A 17,061-nucleotide genomic window follows, 5' to 3' on the forward strand; every position below is an offset into this window, starting at 1 on the left:
GCCCCGATCGCGAGCAAGCTCGCTCCCACGGTTACTTAACAGACGCTGTTTTTGTATGAGCCCGCCTATAATCCCTCCGGCACTCACGCAACCGCGTCAGCCAACTGCTTGCCCCTCCTGCGCATGAATCTGAATGGACACAAATGTGCTCTTTACGCGACATGGCGGCGTCGTAGACGCGGCGGCTACGTTCGCCCAAAGCTTCACAGCCTAAAAGGATGTTGTATGCCCGCTCTGCCCTGGCCTTACCTGGCCCTTCTTTCCATTGGCTATGGCCTGGCCCTGGCTTACGGCCAACTGGCCTGGACGGCCGGTATTTCCGTCGCGCTGCTGCTATTTGCCGGTTACGCGGTGCGCCAGCGGGAAATGCCGGTGGGCCGGTTTCTCGGGCACGTCCTGTTTCTGGTGATGGCCCTGGCCCTGGCGATGCACTGGATGCCAGGTTTCTTCAACGGCCGGGCCATCCCGGCGCAACGCCTCACCGATGATGCGGCACGCTTCGCCATGTACCTGAACCAGGACAAGCCGCTGATCGGCTTCTGGCTGTTGCTGGCCTGCCCCTGGATCGTCGGCCGGCGCTCGTTGCGCCTGTCGGTCCAGGCCACGGCGCTGGGCCTGGCGCTGAGCGCGGTGCTGGCCATTGGTGGCGCGATGCTGCTGGGGATGATCCACTGGGCGCCGAAATGGCCGGACCATGCCTGGATGTGGGTACTTAATAATCTTTTATTGGTCACGCTCGTGGAGGAAGCGCTGTTTCGCGGCTACATTCAGGGGGGCCTGAGTCGGCGCTTCAAACATATGGCCCAAGGCGACAACCTGGCGTTGCTCCTGGCTTCGCTGCTGTTCGGCCTTGTGCATGCGGGCGCGGGTTGGCAATGGGTGCTGCTGTCGGGCCTGGCGGGGCTCGGTTACGGCCTGGCGTATCGTTTTGGCGGCCTGGGCGCGGCGATTGTCACGCATTTTCTGCTCAACCTGCTTCACTTCGCCCTATTTACCTACCCGATGCTGGCGTGATAGCGACAGGCAAAAATAACTTCAACTAAAACCTGACGGCGCCGACAACCTTTCAAAGCCTTGCGGATCTACACACCATGCGTAACAACCAACCCGTCACACAACGCGAAAGGACCTTCCCGGCCCAGCAACGATTGATTTCGACCACCGACGCCAAGGGTGTCATTACCTACTGCAACGACGCGTTCGTTGAAATCAGTGGGTTTTCCAAGGAAGAACTGATCCGTTCGCCGCACAACCTCGTCCGTCACCCCGATGTTCCGTCAGCCGTGTTCGCCCATATGTGGGGCACGCTGAAACAAGGCTTGCCATGGATGGGCATCGTCAAGAACCGCAGCAAGAACGGCGACCACTACTGGGTCAACGCCTACGTCACGCCCATCTTCGAAGGTAACCAGGTGGTCGGCTACGAGTCGGTACGGGTCAAGCCCACCGCCGAGCAGATCGGCCGGGCCGAAGCACTTTACCAGCGCATCAACCAGGGCAAGTCCGCAGTGCCCGGCAGCGACAAATGGCTGCCGATGCTGCAGGACTGGCTGCCGTTCATCCTGGTCAGCCAGTTGAGCTTCGTCGTGGGCGCCTTCTTGAACTCCCACTGGGGTTTTGCCCTGGCCGCCGTGCTCTCGGTGCCGCTGGGGTTGATCGGCCTGCAATGGCAGCAACGCGGGATCAAGCGCCTGCTGCGCCTGGCTGAGCAAACCACTTCCGACCCGTTGATCGCCCGGATGTACACCGACAGCCGTGGCGCCCAGGCGCGCCTGGAGATGTCGATCCTCAGCCAGGAAGCACGACTGAAAACCTGCCTGACGCGCCTGCAGGACACCGCTGAGCACCTTAACGACCAGGCTCGCCAGTCCAACACCTTGGCCCATGACAGCTCCAGCGGCCTTGAGCGCCAGCGGGTGGAAACCGAACAGGTCGCCACAGCCGTCAACCAGATGGCGGCAACGACCCAGGAAGTCGCCAGTCACGTGCAGCGCACCGCCGATGCCACCCAGGAAGCCAATCGCCTGACCAGCCGCGGCCGCGACATCGCCGGGGAAACCCGCGAAGCCATCGAGCGGCTGTCGGTGGTGGTCGGCGAGACCGGTAACACCGTGACTCAGCTGGCCAAGGACAGCGACGAGATCGGTGGCGTGGTCGACGTGATCAAAGGCATCGCCGACCAGACCAACCTGCTGGCCCTCAACGCCGCCATCGAAGCGGCCCGTGCCGGTGAGATGGGCCGCGGCTTTGCCGTGGTGGCCGACGAAGTACGCCAACTGGCGCAACGCACCAGCGAATCCACCGGGCAGATCCATGCCCTGATCGCCAAGCTCCAGCAAACCGCCACCAATGCCGTGCAAACCATGGAGGCCGGCCACCGCCAGGCCGAAGAAGGCGTGGCGCGGGTCATGGAAGCGGACCAGGCATTGGTGGGCATCAGCGAAGCGGTGGCCCACATCACCGACATGACCACCCAGATCGCCGCCGCCACCGAGGAGCAAAGCTCGGTGGCCGAGGAGATCAGCCGTAACATCAGCAACATCTCGGACCTGGCCGACCAGACCTCCGGCCAGGCCCACAGCTCGGCGCTGCTGAGCGAAGAGCTGACCCACACGGCGAATTCGCAGTATTCGTTGGTGGAGCGGTTCAACCGCTGACTTCAATTGGCAACAAAAAACCCGGACAGCGAACGCTTCCGGGTTTTTTGTTGCCTGGGCAGCCGCCATCGCGAGCAAGCTCGCCCCCACAAGGGGGTTGTGAACGCCACACATCCAGTGTGGGAGCGGGCTTGCTCGCGAAGAGGCCGGACAGGCACTATCAATCCTGAAAAAGAAACGCCGCCACCTTGCCCGCAGCCGCCTCCAGATGCTGCTCATGACTGAACCCCGACGCCTTCAGCGGCTTGAGGTCATGATCCCCCGCCACCAGCCACATCACCTCGATGCTCGGTGACAATTCATATCCCTGCACCGCCTCCCGGTTACCCAAGGCATCGCGCTCGCCCTGGACGATCAAGGTCCGGGTCTTTAACCCTGCCAAGTGCTCGACCCGCGGTTTCTCCGGCTTGCCCACCGCATAGAAGGGATAGCCCAGGCACACCAGCGCATCGACGCCCAACTCATCGGCCAGCAGGCTCGCCATGCGCCCCCCCATGGACTTGCCGCCAATGGCCAGCCGCCCAGCGACATAAGGCCGCACCGTGGCATACACCTCACGCCAGCATTCCAGCAACTTGGGTGCCGGGTTGGGGGGACGCTTGCCCCCATCCTGGCGCCGCTGGGCCATGTAGGGGAACTCGAAGCGCAACACGTTGACGCCCCGTACGGCAAGGCGCGCGGCCATTTCCTCCATGAAGCCGCTGTCCATCGGTGCACCGGCACCGTGGGCCAGGATCAGGGTTGGCGGCTCCGCGCCCGCGCCCGGTTGCGCGGCCGTCCACCGCCAACCGTGTTGCTCCACGCACCGCGCCCATTGATCCCCGTCAATACTGGCCTTGTGCTGTTTGTCCATGCTTGCCTCGCTTTTAGTCTGCCTATAACTCCAGGCGAAGAACGCCGCACTGCCTTGCGCAGGCGCTCACTTCGGCTGAACCGTGGATGGGGAACCATGAACACTTCTATCAGTACCGCCTACAACTACAAGGTGGTCCGCCAATTCGCCATTATGACGGTGGTGTGGGGCATCGTCGGCATGGGGCTCGGGGTTTTTCTCGCCGCCCAATTGGTCTGGCCGCAGCTCAACTTCGATTTGCCCTGGACCAGCTTCGGCCGCCTGCGCCCGCTGCACACCAACGCGGTGATCTTCGCTTTTGGGGGCTGTGCCCTGTTCGCCAGCTCGTTCTATTCGGTGCAACGCACCTGCCAGACACAGCTGTTCGCGCCGAAAATCGCCGCGTTCTGCTTCTGGGGCTGGCAATTGGTGATCCTGCTGGCGGCCATCAGCCTGCCCCTGGGCTACACCAGTTCCAAGGAATACGCCGAGCTGGAATGGCCGATCGACATCCTGATCACCATCGTCTGGGTCGCCTACGCCATCGTGTTCTTCGGCACCGTGGCCAAGCGCAACACCAAGCACATCTACGTCGGCAACTGGTTCTTCGGCGGGTTCATCCTGACCGTGGCGATCCTGCACATCGTCAACAACCTGGAACTGCCGGTGAGTTTCACCAAATCCTACTCGGTGTATGCCGGGGCCACGGATGCGATGGTGCAGTGGTGGTACGGCCACAACGCCGTAGGCTTTTTCCTCACTGCTGGCTTCCTGGGGATGATGTACTACTTCGTGCCCAAGCAGGCCGAGCGCCCGGTGTATTCCTATCGCCTGTCCATCGTCCACTTCTGGGCGTTGATCACCCTGTACATCTGGGCCGGCCCGCACCACCTGCACTACACCGCGCTGCCGGACTGGGCGCAGTCACTGGGCATGGTGATGTCGCTGATCCTGCTGGCACCCAGCTGGGGCGGCATGATCAACGGCATGATGACCCTCTCGGGGGCCTGGCATAAGTTGCGCAGCGACCCGATCCTGCGCTTTTTGGTGGTGTCCCTGGCGTTCTACGGCATGTCGACCTTCGAAGGTCCGATGATGGCGATCAAGACCGTCAACGCCCTCTCCCACTACACCGACTGGACCATCGGCCACGTACACGCCGGTGCGCTCGGCTGGGTGGCGATGATTTCCATCGGTGCGCTGTACCACATGATCCCGAAAGTCTTCGGTCGGCCACAGATGCACAGCATCGGCCTGATCAACGCGCACTTCTGGCTCGCGACCATCGGCACGGTGCTGTACATCGCCTCGATGTGGGTCAACGGCATCGCCCAGGGCCTGATGTGGCGCGCGGTGAACGAGGACGGCACGCTCACCTACTCCTTCGTCGAAACCCTGGTGGCCAGCCACCCAGGCTTCATCGTGCGGCTGGCGGGCGGATCGATCTTCCTTCTCGGCATGCTGCTGATGGCCTACAACACCTGGCGCACCGTGCGGGCCTACCAGCCTGCCGAAGCCGCCGCTGCCGCGCAGATGGCCTGAGGAGTCCACCATGAAACACGAAACAATCGAAAAAAACGTCGGCCTGCTGATGCTGCTGATGGTCCTGGCCGTGAGCATTGGTGGCCTGACCCAGATCGTGCCGCTGTTCTTCCAGGACGTGACCAACAAGCCGGTGGACGGCATGAAGCCCTACACCGCCCTGCAACTGGAAGGCCGCGACATCTACATCCGTGAAGGCTGCGTCGGCTGCCACTCGCAGATGATCCGTCCGTTCCGCGCCGAGACCGAGCGCTACGGCCACTACTCCGTCGCCGGCGAAAGCGTCTGGGACCACCCATTCCTGTGGGGCTCCAAGCGTACCGGGCCGGACCTGGCACGGGTCGGCGCGCGCTACTCCGATGACTGGCACCGCGCCCACTTGTACAACCCGCGCAACGTCGTGCCCGAGTCGAAAATGCCGGCCTACCCATGGCTGGTAGCCCAGGCGGTGGACAGCAGCCACACCGAAGGCAAGCTGCGCGCCATGCGCACCCTCGGCGTGCCGTACACCGACGACGACATCGCCGGCAGCGTGGCCTCGCTCAAGGGCAAGACCGAAATGGACGCGCTGGTGGCCTACCTGCAAGTGCTCGGCACTGCCATCAAGAGCAAGAGGTGAGCCTGATGTTCTTTGAAATGAGCACTGGAATGATCCGTGGCCTGGGCACCGTCGTGGTGTTCATCGCCTTCATCGGCCTGACCCTGTGGGTATTCAGCAGCAAGCGCGGCCCGGAATTCGCCCAGGCGCGCCTGCTGCCGTTCGCCGACGAACCGCCCGCCGACATCACCCCCCAAGACCCTGCGACAAGGAGTACCCGGCCATGACCACCTTCTGGAGTACGTGGATCTGCGTACTGACCATCGGCAGCCTGATCGGCCTGACCTGGCTGCTGATCGGCACCCGCAAGGGCGAGACCAAGGGCAGCGTCGACCAGACCATGGGCCACAGCTTCGACGGCATCGAGGAGTACGACAACCCGCTACCACAGTGGTGGTTCCTGTTGTTCGCCGGCACCCTCGTGTTTTCCGTCGGCTACCTGGTCCTGTATCCGGGCCTGGGCAACTGGAAAGGCATCCTGCCCGGCTACGAGAACGGCTGGACCGGCGCCCATGAATGGGAAAAGGAAATGGCCAAGGCCGATGCCAAATTCGGACCGATCTTCGCCAAATTCGCCGCCATGCCGGTGGAAGAAGTCGCCAAGGACCCGCAGGCACTGAAAATGGGCGGTCGCCTGTTCGCCTCCAACTGCTCGGTCTGCCATGGCTCGGACGCCAAGGGTGCCTTTGGCTTCCCAAACCTGGCCGACAGCAACTGGCGTTGGGGCGGTGCTGCCGACACCATCAAGGCGACCATCATGGGCGGCCGCATGGCGGCGATGCCGGCCTGGGGCGAAGTGCTGGGGGACGCGGGGGTCAAGAACGTGGCCGCGTATGTACGCCACGACCTGGCCGGCCTGCCGCTGCCGGCAGACAGCGGTGCCGATCTGCAAGCCGGCCAGCAGGCCTTCAACACCACCTGCGTGGCCTGTCATGGCGCCAACGGCCAAGGGACCGAAGCCATGGGCGCGCCGAACCTGACGCAACCGGCCGGTTTCATCTACGGCACCAGCCTGGCCCAGTTGCAGCAGACCATTCGCCATGGTCGCCAGGGCCACATGCCGGCGCAGAATGAGTTGCTGGGCAATGACAAAGTGCAACTGCTCGCCGCTTACGTCTACAGCCTGTCCCAGGGTGCCCGCACCGAGCGCCTGCAAGCGGAACACAAAAGCGAATAAATCCTGACCACACAAACAGCCGCATTCATCTGGATGCGGCTGCTTCGTGCCCCTGCGCGACGCATTGTCGCACCCCTCCCATCGTCTTCCTTTCGGTTCCCCGGAATCAGGTCTAAGCTTGCCTCTGCGTGCGCTGGCGACTGCCGGTTTCAGGTCGACCCGACCCGATGCGTTCGACAATCGTTCGATAAAAAGGCCGCAAAGGCAGGTGAATACCGGCTGTTGCGACAGTTGCCTGGCATCACCCGAACGCCGTGTTCGAACACACCCCGTTACAACCGACCTGACCCCCTCGCCTCTTTCCTTCGTTGCGACATTTTGCCGAGGGCCAATTTTGTCCCTACTCAGCACATGGAAAGGCCGCAGAATCAGCTTTGGAAAGCATTGACCCAGGTCATGGCGCGTTGCAATGACCCCCCGCTTTCTCCATACTTGCGACCGATTTTTATCCTAATAAAACACCCAAACCGTGGAACCTTAGAATGAGCACAGCAATCAGTCCGACTGCTTATAACTATAAGGTAGTCCGCCAGTTCGCCATCATGACGGTGGTCTGGGGGATCCTTGGCATGGGGCTCGGTGTCTTCATCGCCTCGCAACTGGTCTGGCCGGAGTTGAACTTCGATCTGCCATGGACGACATTTGGACGCCTGCGCCCGCTGCACACCAACCTGGTGATCTTCGCCTTCGGTGGTTGTGCGTTGTTTGCCACTTCTTACTACGTCGTGCAGCGAACCTGCCAAACGCGACTGATCTCCGACAGCCTCGCCGCCTTCACCTTCTGGGGCTGGCAAGCGGTCATTGTCGGTGCGATCGTGACCTTGCCAATGGGTTTCACCACCACCAAGGAATACGCGGAGCTGGAATGGCCCCTGGCTATTCTGCTGGCCATCGTCTGGGTGACCTACGGTTTGGTGTTCTTTGGCACCATCGTCAAGCGCAAGACCAAGCACATCTACGTCGGTAACTGGTTCTACGGTGCCTTCATCGTCGTGACCGCCATGCTGCACATCGTCAACCACGCCTCCCTGCCGGTCAGCTTCTTCAAGTCGTACTCGGCCTACTCGGGCGCGACCGACGCGATGATCCAGTGGTGGTACGGCCACAACGCCGTGGGTTTCTTCCTGACCACCGGCTTTTTGGGGATGATGTACTACTTCGTGCCGAAACAGGCCGAGCGTCCGATCTATTCCTATCGCCTGTCCATCGTCCACTTCTGGGCGCTGATCACCCTGTACATCTGGGCCGGTCCGCACCACCTGCACTACACCGCACTGCCGGATTGGGCGCAGTCCCTGGGCATGGCGATGTCGATCATCCTGCTGGCGCCAAGCTGGGGCGGCATGATCAACGGCATGATGACCCTCTCGGGTGCCTGGCATAAGCTGCGCACCGACCCGATCCTGCGCTTTCTGGTCGTGTCCCTGGCGTTCTACGGCATGTCGACCTTCGAAGGCCCGATGATGGCCATCAAGACCGTCAACTCCCTGAGCCACTACACCGACTGGACCATCGGCCACGTACACGCCGGTGCGCTCGGCTGGGTGGCGATGATCTCCATCGGCGCCATCTACCACATGATCCCGAAACTGTTCGGTCGTGCGCAGATGCACAGTACCGGCCTGATCAACGCGCACTTCTGGCTCGCGACCATCGGCACCGTGCTCTACATCGCCTCGATGTGGGTCAACGGCATTACCCAAGGCCTGATGTGGCGTGCGATCAACGACGACGGCACCCTGACCTACTCGTTCGTCGAAGCGCTGCAAGCCAGCCATCCTGGTTTCATCGTACGTGCCCTGGGCGGCGCGTTCTTCGCCGGCGGCATGCTGTTGATGGCCTACAACGTGTACCGCACCGTTCGTGCCTCTGACCCGGCTGAAGCTGAAGCCGCCGCCAAGATCGCCGTAGTTGGAGCTCACTGATGAAGCACGAAGCAGTAGAGAAGAATATCGGCCTGCTGGCCTTCTTCATGGTCATCGCCGTGAGCATCGGCGGCCTGACCCAGATCGTTCCGCTGTTCTTCCAGGACGTGACCAACAAGCCGGTCGAAGGCATGAAGCCGCGTACCGCCCTTGAACTGGAAGGCCGCGACATCTACATCGCCAACGGCTGTGTCGGCTGCCACTCGCAGATGATCCGTCCGTTCCGTGCCGAGACCGAACGCTACGGCCACTATTCGGTTGCCGGTGAAAGCGTCTGGGACCACCCGTTCCTGTGGGGTTCCAAGCGGACCGGCCCGGACCTGGCCCGCGTTGGCGGCCGCTACTCCGACGACTGGCAGCGTGCGCACTTGTACAACCCGCGCAACGTTGTGCCTGAGTCGAAAATGCCGGCCTACCCGTTCCTCGTAGAAAACAAGCTCGACGGCAAAGACACCGCCAAGAAAATGGAAGTCCTGCGCGCCTTGGGCGTGCCTTACACCGACGAAGACATCGCCGGTGCCAAGGATGCCGTCAAGGGCAAGACTGAAATGGACGCGCTGGTGGCCTATCTGCAAGGCCTGGGCACCATCATCAAAAGCAAACGGTGATCTGGATGGATATCGGGATGATTCGTGGCCTGGGCACCGTCGTCGTGATGGTGGCCTTTATCGGCCTGGCCTTGTGGGTGTTCAGCCCCAAGCGCAAGTCGGAGTTTGACGACGCGACCTTGCTGCCGTTCGCGGATGATCCCGAGGCCATCAAGCACGTCGAGCAAGCTTCTAGGAGTAACAAAGAATGACTACGTTCTGGAGTCTGTACGTCACAGTCCTCAGTCTGGGTACGATCTTCGCCCTGACCTGGCTGCTGCTGTCGACCCGCAAGGGCCAGCGCAGCGAAGCCACCGAAGAGACGGTTGGCCACTCCTTCGACGGGATCGAGGAGTACGACAACCCGCTGCCGAAATGGTGGTTCATGTTGTTCGTGGGCACCATCGTGTTCGCCCTCGGTTACCTGGTGCTCTACCCTGGCCTGGGCAACTGGAAAGGCCTGCTGCCAGGCTATAACTACCTGGACAACGAAAAGCAGACCGCCTTCGCCAACGGCCAGACCGGCTGGACAGGCGTTCACGAGTGGGAAAAGGAAATGGCTCGCTCGGACGCCAAGTTCGGTCCGATCTTCGCCAAGTTCGCTTCCATGCCTATCGAAGAGGTCGCCAAGGACCCGCAGGCCCTGAAGATGGGTGGCCGCCTGTTCGCCTCCAACTGCTCGGTCTGCCACGGTTCCGACGCCAAGGGTGCCTATGGCTTCCCCAACCTGACCGACGCCGACTGGCGCTGGGGCGGCGAGCCGGAAACCATCAAGACCACCATCATGGGCGGACGTCACGCCGTGATGCCGGGCTGGGCTGCCGTGGTCGGCGAACAAGGCGTGGCCGACGTGGCTTCCTACCTGGTGACCAGCCTGCACGGTCGCAAGCTGCCGGAAGGCGCCAAGGCCGACCCGGCCAACGGCCAGAAACTGTTCGCGGCCAACTGCGTGGCCTGCCACGGTCCTGCCGGCAAGGGCACGCCCGCCATGGGCGCACCTGACCTGACGCATCCGGCCGGTTTCATCTACGGTTCGAGCTTCGCTCAACTGCAGCAGACCATCCGCTACGGTCGCCAGGGCCAGATGCCGGCCCAGGCCGACCTGCAAGGCAACGACAAGGTCCACTTGCTGGCCGCCTATGTCTACAGCCTGTCTCACGGCGAGAAAGCACCTGCGGCTGACGCCCAGTAAAGCCAACGCCTGATGTACCAAAGGCCCCGTCAACCAACGTTGACGGGGCCTTTTTGTTTGCCGGTGCGACAGGACGAAATTGTTTTATCTTGCCCGCAATCAGTAGCAGTAGTAACGTGCCTACATTCAGCTTTATTGAGGACGCCGCCATGTCCATCACCACTATTTCCAGCCGCGAATTCAACCACGACACAAGTGGTGCCAAAAAAGCCACCCGCCAGGGGCCGGTCATCATCACCGACCGTGGCAAGCCGGCCCATGTGCTGCTAAGCATTGAGGAGTACCAGAAACTGACCGGCATCGGCACCAGCATTGTCGAGTTGCTGGTCATGCCCGACACGCCGGATATTGATTTCGATACCGAACGTGCCGTCATCTCTCCTCGACCGGTGGACCTGTCCTGATGTACCTGCTCGACACTAACGTCATCTCGGAACTGCGCAAGCCTCAAGCCGATAAGAACGTACAGGCCTGGGCCCGTGGCGTGCCCGCCCCCAGCCTTTACCTTTCGGCGATTACCGTATTGGAACTGGAAACCGGCGTGTTGCGCTTCGAACGCAAGGACCCGGTGCAAGGCAGCCACCTGCGCGCATGGCTGGACAACCATGTCATGCCCGCATTCGCCGGAAGAATCCTGGCGGTCGACCGCGCCGTCGCGCTGCGCTGCGCTCGCCTGCACGTCCCGGATCGCAGCAATGAATGCGATGCACTGATTGCCGCCACTGCGTTGGTCCACGGACTGACCGTCGTCACCCGCAACGTGAATGATTTCCAGAGCAGCGGCGTGGCGGTGCTCAACCCATGGTCATCCAGTCCACCCGCTTGAGACGGCAGCTCCTACAATAGTCAATTGATCTGGGTCATGACTTGTTACATCCGCTACACCATTCTGCGCAGGCACCCAACGCGACCAAAGGTCGCACCCTTGAGCCAGAGCGACAGGCGTATCATTGCGCCACTGCAATACCCTTTCTGACCGTGGTCGGCACGTACTGGCCCCGGCACTTTTCCACTGCCGTGGGATGCAATTGATGAGCAACCAGATTCCGGTACATGACGTTACCCCGCCTGCCAAGGACGCGAACAAAAGCGTCGACCTGTACGCCTCTCGGGAAAAAATCTACACCCGCGCCTTCACCGGCCTGTTCCGCAACCTGCGGATGCTGGGCGGAGCGTTCTTGTTCCTACTGTATTTCGGTACGGTCTGGTTGAACTGGGGCGGCCACCAGGCCGTCTGGTGGAACCTGCCGGAACGCAAGTTCTTCATTTTCGGTGCGACGTTCTGGCCCCAGGATTTCATCCTGCTGTCGGGGATGCTGATCATTGCGGCATTTGGCCTGTTCTTCATCACGGTCTATGCCGGACGGGTGTGGTGCGGCTACACCTGCCCACAAAGCGTGTGGACCTGGATCTTCATGTGGTGCGAAAAAGTCACCGAAGGCGATCGCAACCAGCGCATCAAGCTCGACAAGGCCCCCATGGGCGCCAACAAATTCCTGCGCAAGTTCGCCAAGCACAGCCTGTGGCTGCTGATCGGCTTCGTCACCGGCGTGACCTTTGTCGGTTACTTCACGCCGATCCGCGAACTGGTGTTCGAGTTCTTTACCGGCCAGGCCGATGGCTGGTCGTATTTCTGGATCGGCTTCTTCACCCTCGCCACCTATGGCAACGCCGGCTGGCTGCGCGAGCAGGTGTGCATCTACATGTGCCCTTACGCGCGCTTTCAAAGCGTGATGTTCGACAAGGACACCTTGATCGTGTCCTACGACCCGCGTCGTGGCGAAAGCCGTGGTCCGCGCAAGAAAGGTGTGGACTACAAGGCCCTGGGCCTTGGGGACTGCATCGACTGCACCATGTGCGTCCAGGTCTGCCCGACCGGCATCGACATCCGCGACGGCTTGCAGATCGAGTGCATTGGCTGCGCGGCCTGCATCGATGCCTGCGACAACATCATGGACAAGATGGATTATCCCCGCGGCCTGATCAGCTACACCACCGAACACAACCTCTCGGGGCAGAAAACCCATAAACTGCGCCCGCGCCTGATCGGCTATGCCCTGGTGCTGCTGGCCATGATCAGCCTGTTGGTGACGGCGTTCTTCATGCGCTCGCTGGTGGGTTTCGATGTCAGCAAGGACCGCGTGCTGTATCGCGAAAACGCCGAGGGCCGGATCGAGAACGTCTACAGCCTGAAGATCATGAACAAGGACCAACGCGACCATACGTACGTCCTGGAAGCCTCAGGCCTGCCCGACCTCAAGCTGCAAGGCCGTCGGGAAATCAAGGTCGCGGCCGGCGAGATCTACAGCCAGCCGGTTGAACTGTCCAGCGCACCGGAGCAACTGCCATCGAGCACCAACGAGGTGACCTTCATCCTCAAGGACGCCGATGACGAAAGCGTACATGTCGAAGCCAAGAGCCGGTTCATCGGCCCACAAACTCGTTGAGAGAACTGAACATGCCTGCAGCAACCGCCACCAGCCCTTGGTACAAGCACCTCTGGCCGTGGATCATCATCGCGATCCTGAGTTGTTCGGTGACCCTGAGCCTGACGATGGTGACCATTGCGGTGAAGAACCCGGACAACCTGGTCAACGACAACTATTACGAAGCCGGCAAGGGCATCAACCGCTCGCTGGAGCGCGAACTGCTGGCCCAGACCCTGCAACTGCATGCCAACGTGCAACTGGATGACGTGACCGGCGAAGTGAACCTGCGCCTGAACGGCGACAGCCGCCCCCAGACCCTGGAACTGAGTCTGATCTCACCGACCCAACCGGAGAAGGACCGCAAGATCGTCCTGACCCGCAACGACAGCGAACCGGGGCGCTACGTCGGCCAGTTGACGGACAAGATCGAAGGCCGGCGCTTTGTCGAATTGCTGGGGGTGGAGAACGACAAGACCTGGCGCCTGTTCGAAGAAGAACAGATCAACCACGACCAGGACATCCTGCTCGGCGATGAACCGCTGCAAGGCGCTGAAGACCTGAAGAAATAAATCGCTTCTCTGTGGCGAGGGAGCTTGCTCCCGCTGGGGCGCGAAGCGGCCCCGTTCTTCGTGTGACCGGCTCACCCGATTACGACTGCTACGCAGCCGAGCGGGAGCAAGCTCCCTCGCCACAACAGCGCCCATAAACCAGCAAACGCCCAGCCAGAAAGGCCTTCATGCGACAACCATGACCACTCCACAGCCCTGCTACCACTGCGCCCTGCCCGTCCCCCCTGGCAGTCGCTTCACCGCCGTTGTCCTCGGTGAAACCCGCGAGCTGTGCTGCCCGGGCTGCCAGGCGGTGGCCGAGGCCATTGTCGCCGGTGGCCTGGAAAGTTATTACCTGCATCGCAGTGAGGCGTCGGCCAATCCCGAGACCCTGCCCGTCCAGTTGATCGATGAACTGGCGCTGTACGATCGCCCTGACGTGCAGCAATCGTTCGTGCGCCATGAGGGCGAACTGGCCGAAACCACCCTGTTGATGGAAGGCATCAGTTGCGCCGCCTGCGGCTGGTTGATCGAAAAACAGCTGCGCAGCCTGCCGGCCGTGGCCGAGGCGCGGTTGAACCTGTCCAATCATCGCCTGCATGTGCGCTGGGCCGATGCGCAGTTGCCGCTGAGCACGCTGCTCGCCGAGTTGCGCCAGATCGGCTACGTCGCCCACCCGTACCAGGCCGACCAGGCGTGCGAGCAACTCGCCGCACAAAACCGCCTGGCCCTGCGCCAGTTGGGCGTGGCCGGCCTGTTGTGGTTCCAGGCGATGATGGCGACGATGGCCACTTGGCCGGAATTCAACATCGACCTGAGCCCGGAGATGCACACCATCCTGCGCTGGGTCGCCTTGTTTCTCACCACGCCCATCGTGTTCTACAGCTGCGCGCCATTCTTCAAAGGCGCCATGCGCGACCTGCGCACCCGCCACCTGACCATGGACGTTTCCGTGTCCCTAGCCATTGGCAGCGCCTACATTGCCGGGATCTGGACGTCGATCACTGGCGTTGGCGAGTTGTACTTCGATGCCGTGGGCATGTTCGCCCTTTTCCTGCTGGCCGGCCGTTACCTGGAGCGCCGGGCCCGGGAGCGCACGGCCGCCGCCACCGCCCAACTGGTCAATCTGTTACCGGCCTCGTGCCTGCGCCTGGCGGACGATGGCCAGAGCGAACGCATCCTGCTCAGCGAGTTGCGCACCGGCGACCGAGTGTTGGTGCATCCCGGGGCGGTCCTGCCGGCTGACGGCAGAATCCTCGAGGGGCAGTCCAGCATCGACGAATCCCTGCTGACCGGTGAATACCTGCCACAACCTCGGCAGGAGGGCGACGCGGTCACCGCAGGTACGCTGAATGTCGAAGGCGCCTTGACCGTCGAGGTACTGGCCCTCGGGCAAGATACCCGGTTGTCGGCCATCGTTCGCCTGCTGGAACGGGCCCAGGCCGAGAAACCACGATTGGCGGAGATCGCCGATCGCGCCGCCCAATGGTTCCTGCTGTTCTCCCTGGTCGCGGCGGCGGCCATCGGCCTGTTGTGGTGGCAACTGGATGCCTCGCGGGCCTTCTGGATCGTCCTGGCGATGCTGGTCGCCACTTGCCCCTGTGCATTGTCCCTCGCCACGCCGACCGCCCTCACCGCAGCCACCGGCACCTTGCACAAACTTGGCCTGCTGCTGACGCGCGGCCATGTACTGGAGGGCCTGAACCAGATCGACACGGTCATTTTCGACAAGACCGGCACCCTCACCGAAGGCCGCCTGGCGTTGCGCGCCATTCGACCAATGGCGGCCCTCGACAGCGATCACTGCCTGGGCTTGGCCGCAGCCCTGGAAAACCGCTCGGAACACCCCATCGCCCGTGCTTTTGGCCGCGCGCCAATGGCCGCCGAGCAGGTGCAAAGCACCCCGGGGCTGGGACTGGAAGGCCTCGTGGCCGAACAACGCCTACGCATCGGCCAGCCCGGTTTTGTCTGCGAACTGAGTGGCGCGGCCATACCGCAGATGCCGGACGAAGCCGGGCAATGGCTGTTGCTGGGCGATGAGCTCGGGCCGCTGGCCTGGTTCGTCCTCGATGACCGCTTGCGCGCCGACGCCCCGGCCCTGCTGGCAGCCTGCAAGGCGCGGGGCTGGCGTACGCTGCTGCTGTCGGGCGACAGTTCGCCGATGGTTGCCAGCGTCGCCGCCGAACTGGGCATCGACGAGGCCCGGGGCGGCCTGCGCCCGGACGACAAACTGGCGGTGTTGCAGCAATTGCACCAACAGGGCCGCAAGGTGCTGATGCTCGGCGATGGCGTGAACGACGTGCCCGTGCTGGCGGCGGCGGACATCAGTGTCGCCATGGGCTCGGCCACCGACCTGGCCAAGACCAGCGCCGACGCCGTGCTGCTGTCCAACCGCCTCGACGCCCTGATCCACGCCTTCGACCTGGCTCGACGCACTCGCCGGGTGATCGTCGAGAACCTGGTGTGGGCAGGGCTGTACAATGGCCTCATGTTGCCGTTCGCCGCCCTCGGCTGGATTACACCGGTGTGGGCCGCGGTCGGCATGTCCATCAGTTCGTTGACCGTGGTGTTGAATGCCCTGAGGCTGACGCGTCAGCCCAAGGCGCAGGTTTTCACCGCCACGCCCGATACCCGCCCGCTGCCGGCCTGAGCCGCGCGGGCATGGAGTTCCGACATGCCAGCTCTTTACGTGATGATCCCGGCCGCGCTGCTGATCGTGGCCATCGCCGTGTACATTTTCTTCTGGGCCGTGGACAGCGGACAGTACGACGACCTCGACGGTCCGGCCCATAGCATCCTGTTCGACGATCAGGACCCGAACCACAAGGCGGCGGTGGACGAAGCCAGTGGCGAAGTCCGCAAGGCGGACGACAAGGCCCCACCCCATGCTTGACCTGGCGCCACTGCTGGTTTCGGCCGTTATCCTTGGCCTGCTGGGCGGCGGTCATTGCCTGGGCATGTGCGGCGGCCTGATGGGCGCCCTGACCCTGGCGATTCCCAAGGACCAGCGCAGCCGCCGCTTTCGGTTGCTGCTGGCGTACAACCTGGGGCGAATCCTGAGCTATGCCACCGCCGGGCTGCTGATCGGCCTGGCCGGTTGGGCCGTGTCCAACAGTCCAGCAGCGATGATCATGCGGGTGCTGGCCGGCTTGCTGTTGATTGCCATGGGCCTGTACCTGGCGGGTTGGTGGAGCGGCCTGACCCGCATCGAAAGCGTGGGGCGTGGCTTGTGGCGGCACATCCAACCCGTCGCCAACCGCTTGCTGCCGGTGTCGAGCCTGCCCCGGGCCTTGCTGCTCGGTGCCCTATGGGGCTGGCTGCCGTGCGGGCTGGTCTACAGCACCCTGCTATGGTCCGCCAGCCAGGGCAATGCCCTGGACAGCGCCCTGCTGATGCTCGCCTTCGGCCTGGGTACCTGGCCGGTGCTGCTCGCCACTGGCCTGGCCGCCGAGCGCATCACCGCCCTGCTGCGCAAACGCAGCGTGCGCATGGCCGGCGGGCTGTTGGTGATTGTTTTCGGGATCTGGACACTGCCGGGGCCGCATCAGCATTGGCTCATGGGCCATTGACCGAG

The 17,061-nt window shown here is 62.7% G+C and carries 18 protein-coding genes; 17 read left to right on the forward strand and 1 reads right to left on the reverse strand.

The window, feature by feature from the left end; all coding sequences use genetic code 11:
- The first annotated feature begins 225 nt into the window (after positions 1-225).
- Entirely contained in the window at positions 226-1,014 is a 789-nt protein-coding gene (locus tag J4E53_RS24675; RefSeq protein WP_060738423.1) for a CPBP family intramembrane glutamic endopeptidase, read from the forward strand.
- 77 nt (positions 1,015-1,091) lie between these two features.
- The gene (locus J4E53_RS24680) at positions 1,092-2,657 is read left to right on the forward strand and encodes a PAS domain-containing methyl-accepting chemotaxis protein (protein ID WP_060738424.1); all 1,566 of its coding nucleotides are present in this window, start codon (positions 1,092-1,094) and stop codon (positions 2,655-2,657) included.
- Between the two features lie 160 nt (positions 2,658-2,817).
- On the opposite strand, the gene J4E53_RS24685 is transcribed toward J4E53_RS24680, so the two are convergent.
- Positions 2,818-3,510, reverse strand: a complete 693-nt coding sequence (locus J4E53_RS24685; RefSeq protein ID WP_060738425.1) for an alpha/beta family hydrolase — start codon at positions 3,508-3,510, stop codon at positions 2,818-2,820.
- Between the two features lie 96 nt (positions 3,511-3,606).
- On the opposite strand from J4E53_RS24685, the gene ccoN (J4E53_RS24690) reads away from it, so the two are divergent.
- The 15 genes from ccoN (J4E53_RS24690) (at position 3,607) to J4E53_RS24760 (ending at position 17,056) form a co-directional block, all read left to right on the forward strand.
- On the forward strand, positions 3,607-5,031 hold the full coding sequence (gene ccoN / locus J4E53_RS24690; protein WP_103308820.1) for a cytochrome-c oxidase, cbb3-type subunit I: 1,425 nt from the start codon (positions 3,607-3,609) through the stop codon (positions 5,029-5,031).
- Between the two features lie 10 nt (positions 5,032-5,041).
- The gene (ccoO, locus tag J4E53_RS24695) at positions 5,042-5,650 is read left to right on the forward strand and encodes a cytochrome-c oxidase, cbb3-type subunit II (protein WP_053120686.1); all 609 of its coding nucleotides are present in this window, start codon (positions 5,042-5,044) and stop codon (positions 5,648-5,650) included.
- A 5-nt stretch (positions 5,651-5,655) separates the two neighbouring features.
- Positions 5,656-5,856 carry a cbb3-type cytochrome c oxidase subunit 3 gene (locus J4E53_RS24700; RefSeq protein ID WP_060743060.1) on the forward strand — a complete coding sequence of 67 codons (201 nt, stop codon included), beginning with the start codon at positions 5,656-5,658 and terminating at the stop codon, positions 5,854-5,856.
- Entirely contained in the window at positions 5,853-6,806 is a 954-nt protein-coding gene (ccoP, locus tag J4E53_RS24705) for a cytochrome-c oxidase, cbb3-type subunit III (RefSeq protein WP_103308821.1), read from the forward strand. The genes J4E53_RS24700 and ccoP (J4E53_RS24705) overlap by 4 nt, the downstream gene beginning before the upstream one ends.
- Positions 6,807-7,288: 482 nt before the next feature.
- Positions 7,289-8,731: a cytochrome-c oxidase, cbb3-type subunit I gene (gene ccoN, locus J4E53_RS24710; protein ID WP_103308822.1), complete on the forward strand. Its 1,443-nt coding sequence runs from the start codon at positions 7,289-7,291 to the stop codon at positions 8,729-8,731.
- Positions 8,731-9,339, forward strand: a complete 609-nt coding sequence (ccoO, locus tag J4E53_RS24715) for a cytochrome-c oxidase, cbb3-type subunit II (protein WP_053120680.1) — start codon at positions 8,731-8,733, stop codon at positions 9,337-9,339. The genes ccoN (J4E53_RS24710) and ccoO (J4E53_RS24715) overlap by 1 nt, the downstream gene beginning before the upstream one ends.
- 5 nt (positions 9,340-9,344) lie before the next feature.
- Entirely contained in the window at positions 9,345-9,530 is a 186-nt protein-coding gene (locus J4E53_RS24720; RefSeq protein WP_003183474.1) for a CcoQ/FixQ family Cbb3-type cytochrome c oxidase assembly chaperone, read from the forward strand.
- Positions 9,527-10,510 (forward strand): cytochrome-c oxidase, cbb3-type subunit III, encoded by a 984-nt coding sequence (gene ccoP / locus J4E53_RS24725; RefSeq protein WP_060738428.1) that lies wholly within the window; start codon positions 9,527-9,529, stop codon positions 10,508-10,510. The genes J4E53_RS24720 and ccoP (J4E53_RS24725) overlap by 4 nt, the downstream gene beginning before the upstream one ends.
- Positions 10,511-10,659: 149 nt before the next feature.
- On the forward strand, positions 10,660-10,914 hold the full coding sequence (locus J4E53_RS24730) for a type II toxin-antitoxin system Phd/YefM family antitoxin (protein WP_060738429.1): 255 nt from the start codon (positions 10,660-10,662) through the stop codon (positions 10,912-10,914).
- The gene (locus tag J4E53_RS24735; protein WP_060738430.1) at positions 10,914-11,336 is read left to right on the forward strand and encodes a type II toxin-antitoxin system VapC family toxin; all 423 of its coding nucleotides are present in this window, start codon (positions 10,914-10,916) and stop codon (positions 11,334-11,336) included. Before J4E53_RS24730 ends, J4E53_RS24735 begins: the two co-directional genes overlap by 1 nt.
- Before the next feature lie 205 nt (positions 11,337-11,541).
- Entirely contained in the window at positions 11,542-12,957 is a 1,416-nt protein-coding gene (gene ccoG, locus J4E53_RS24740; RefSeq protein ID WP_060738431.1) for a cytochrome c oxidase accessory protein CcoG, read from the forward strand.
- 11 nt (positions 12,958-12,968) lie between these two features.
- Positions 12,969-13,508 carry a FixH family protein gene (locus J4E53_RS24745; RefSeq protein ID WP_060738432.1) on the forward strand — a complete coding sequence of 180 codons (540 nt, stop codon included), beginning with the start codon at positions 12,969-12,971 and terminating at the stop codon, positions 13,506-13,508.
- A 178-nt stretch (positions 13,509-13,686) separates the two neighbouring features.
- Positions 13,687-16,137, forward strand: a complete 2,451-nt coding sequence (locus J4E53_RS24750; RefSeq protein WP_103308823.1) for a heavy metal translocating P-type ATPase — start codon at positions 13,687-13,689, stop codon at positions 16,135-16,137.
- Between the two features lie 24 nt (positions 16,138-16,161).
- Positions 16,162-16,380 carry a cbb3-type cytochrome oxidase assembly protein CcoS gene (ccoS, locus tag J4E53_RS24755; RefSeq protein WP_060738434.1) on the forward strand — a complete coding sequence of 73 codons (219 nt, stop codon included), beginning with the start codon at positions 16,162-16,164 and terminating at the stop codon, positions 16,378-16,380.
- Positions 16,373-17,056, forward strand: a complete 684-nt coding sequence (locus J4E53_RS24760) for a sulfite exporter TauE/SafE family protein (RefSeq protein WP_060738435.1) — start codon at positions 16,373-16,375, stop codon at positions 17,054-17,056. Before ccoS ends, J4E53_RS24760 begins: the two co-directional genes overlap by 8 nt.
- Positions 17,057-17,061 lie beyond the last annotated feature (5 nt).

Source organism: Pseudomonas sp. FW305-28 (assembly GCF_017351395.1).
GTDB classification, from domain to species: domain Bacteria; phylum Pseudomonadota; class Gammaproteobacteria; order Pseudomonadales; family Pseudomonadaceae; genus Aquipseudomonas; species Aquipseudomonas fluorescens_AA.

Coding starts and splice junctions, on each gene's coding strand:
- J4E53_RS24750 (WP_103308823.1), top strand. CDS start 13,687: ATGACCACTCCACAGCCCTGCTACCACTGCGCCCTGCCCGTCCCCCCT.
- ccoN (WP_103308820.1), top strand. CDS start 3,607: ATGAACACTTCTATCAGTACCGCCTACAACTACAAGGTGGTCCGCCAA.
- J4E53_RS24680 (WP_060738424.1), top strand. CDS start 1,092: ATGCGTAACAACCAACCCGTCACACAACGCGAAAGGACCTTCCCGGCC.
- J4E53_RS24700 (WP_060743060.1), top strand. CDS start 5,656: ATGTTCTTTGAAATGAGCACTGGAATGATCCGTGGCCTGGGCACCGTC.
- ccoG (WP_060738431.1), top strand. CDS start 11,542: ATGAGCAACCAGATTCCGGTACATGACGTTACCCCGCCTGCCAAGGAC.
- J4E53_RS24760 (WP_060738435.1), top strand. CDS start 16,373: ATGCTTGACCTGGCGCCACTGCTGGTTTCGGCCGTTATCCTTGGCCTG.
- J4E53_RS24685 (WP_060738425.1), bottom strand. CDS start 3,510: ATGGACAAACAGCACAAGGCCAGTATTGACGGGGATCAATGGGCGCGG.
- ccoO (WP_053120686.1), top strand. CDS start 5,042: ATGAAACACGAAACAATCGAAAAAAACGTCGGCCTGCTGATGCTGCTG.
- ccoN (WP_103308822.1), top strand. CDS start 7,289: ATGAGCACAGCAATCAGTCCGACTGCTTATAACTATAAGGTAGTCCGC.
- ccoS (WP_060738434.1), top strand. CDS start 16,162: ATGCCAGCTCTTTACGTGATGATCCCGGCCGCGCTGCTGATCGTGGCC.
- J4E53_RS24735 (WP_060738430.1), top strand. CDS start 10,914: ATGTACCTGCTCGACACTAACGTCATCTCGGAACTGCGCAAGCCTCAA.
- ccoO (WP_053120680.1), top strand. CDS start 8,731: ATGAAGCACGAAGCAGTAGAGAAGAATATCGGCCTGCTGGCCTTCTTC.
- J4E53_RS24745 (WP_060738432.1), top strand. CDS start 12,969: ATGCCTGCAGCAACCGCCACCAGCCCTTGGTACAAGCACCTCTGGCCG.
- J4E53_RS24720 (WP_003183474.1), top strand. CDS start 9,345: ATGGATATCGGGATGATTCGTGGCCTGGGCACCGTCGTCGTGATGGTG.
- J4E53_RS24675 (WP_060738423.1), top strand. CDS start 226: ATGCCCGCTCTGCCCTGGCCTTACCTGGCCCTTCTTTCCATTGGCTAT.
- J4E53_RS24730 (WP_060738429.1), top strand. CDS start 10,660: ATGTCCATCACCACTATTTCCAGCCGCGAATTCAACCACGACACAAGT.
- ccoP (WP_103308821.1), top strand. CDS start 5,853: ATGACCACCTTCTGGAGTACGTGGATCTGCGTACTGACCATCGGCAGC.
- ccoP (WP_060738428.1), top strand. CDS start 9,527: ATGACTACGTTCTGGAGTCTGTACGTCACAGTCCTCAGTCTGGGTACG.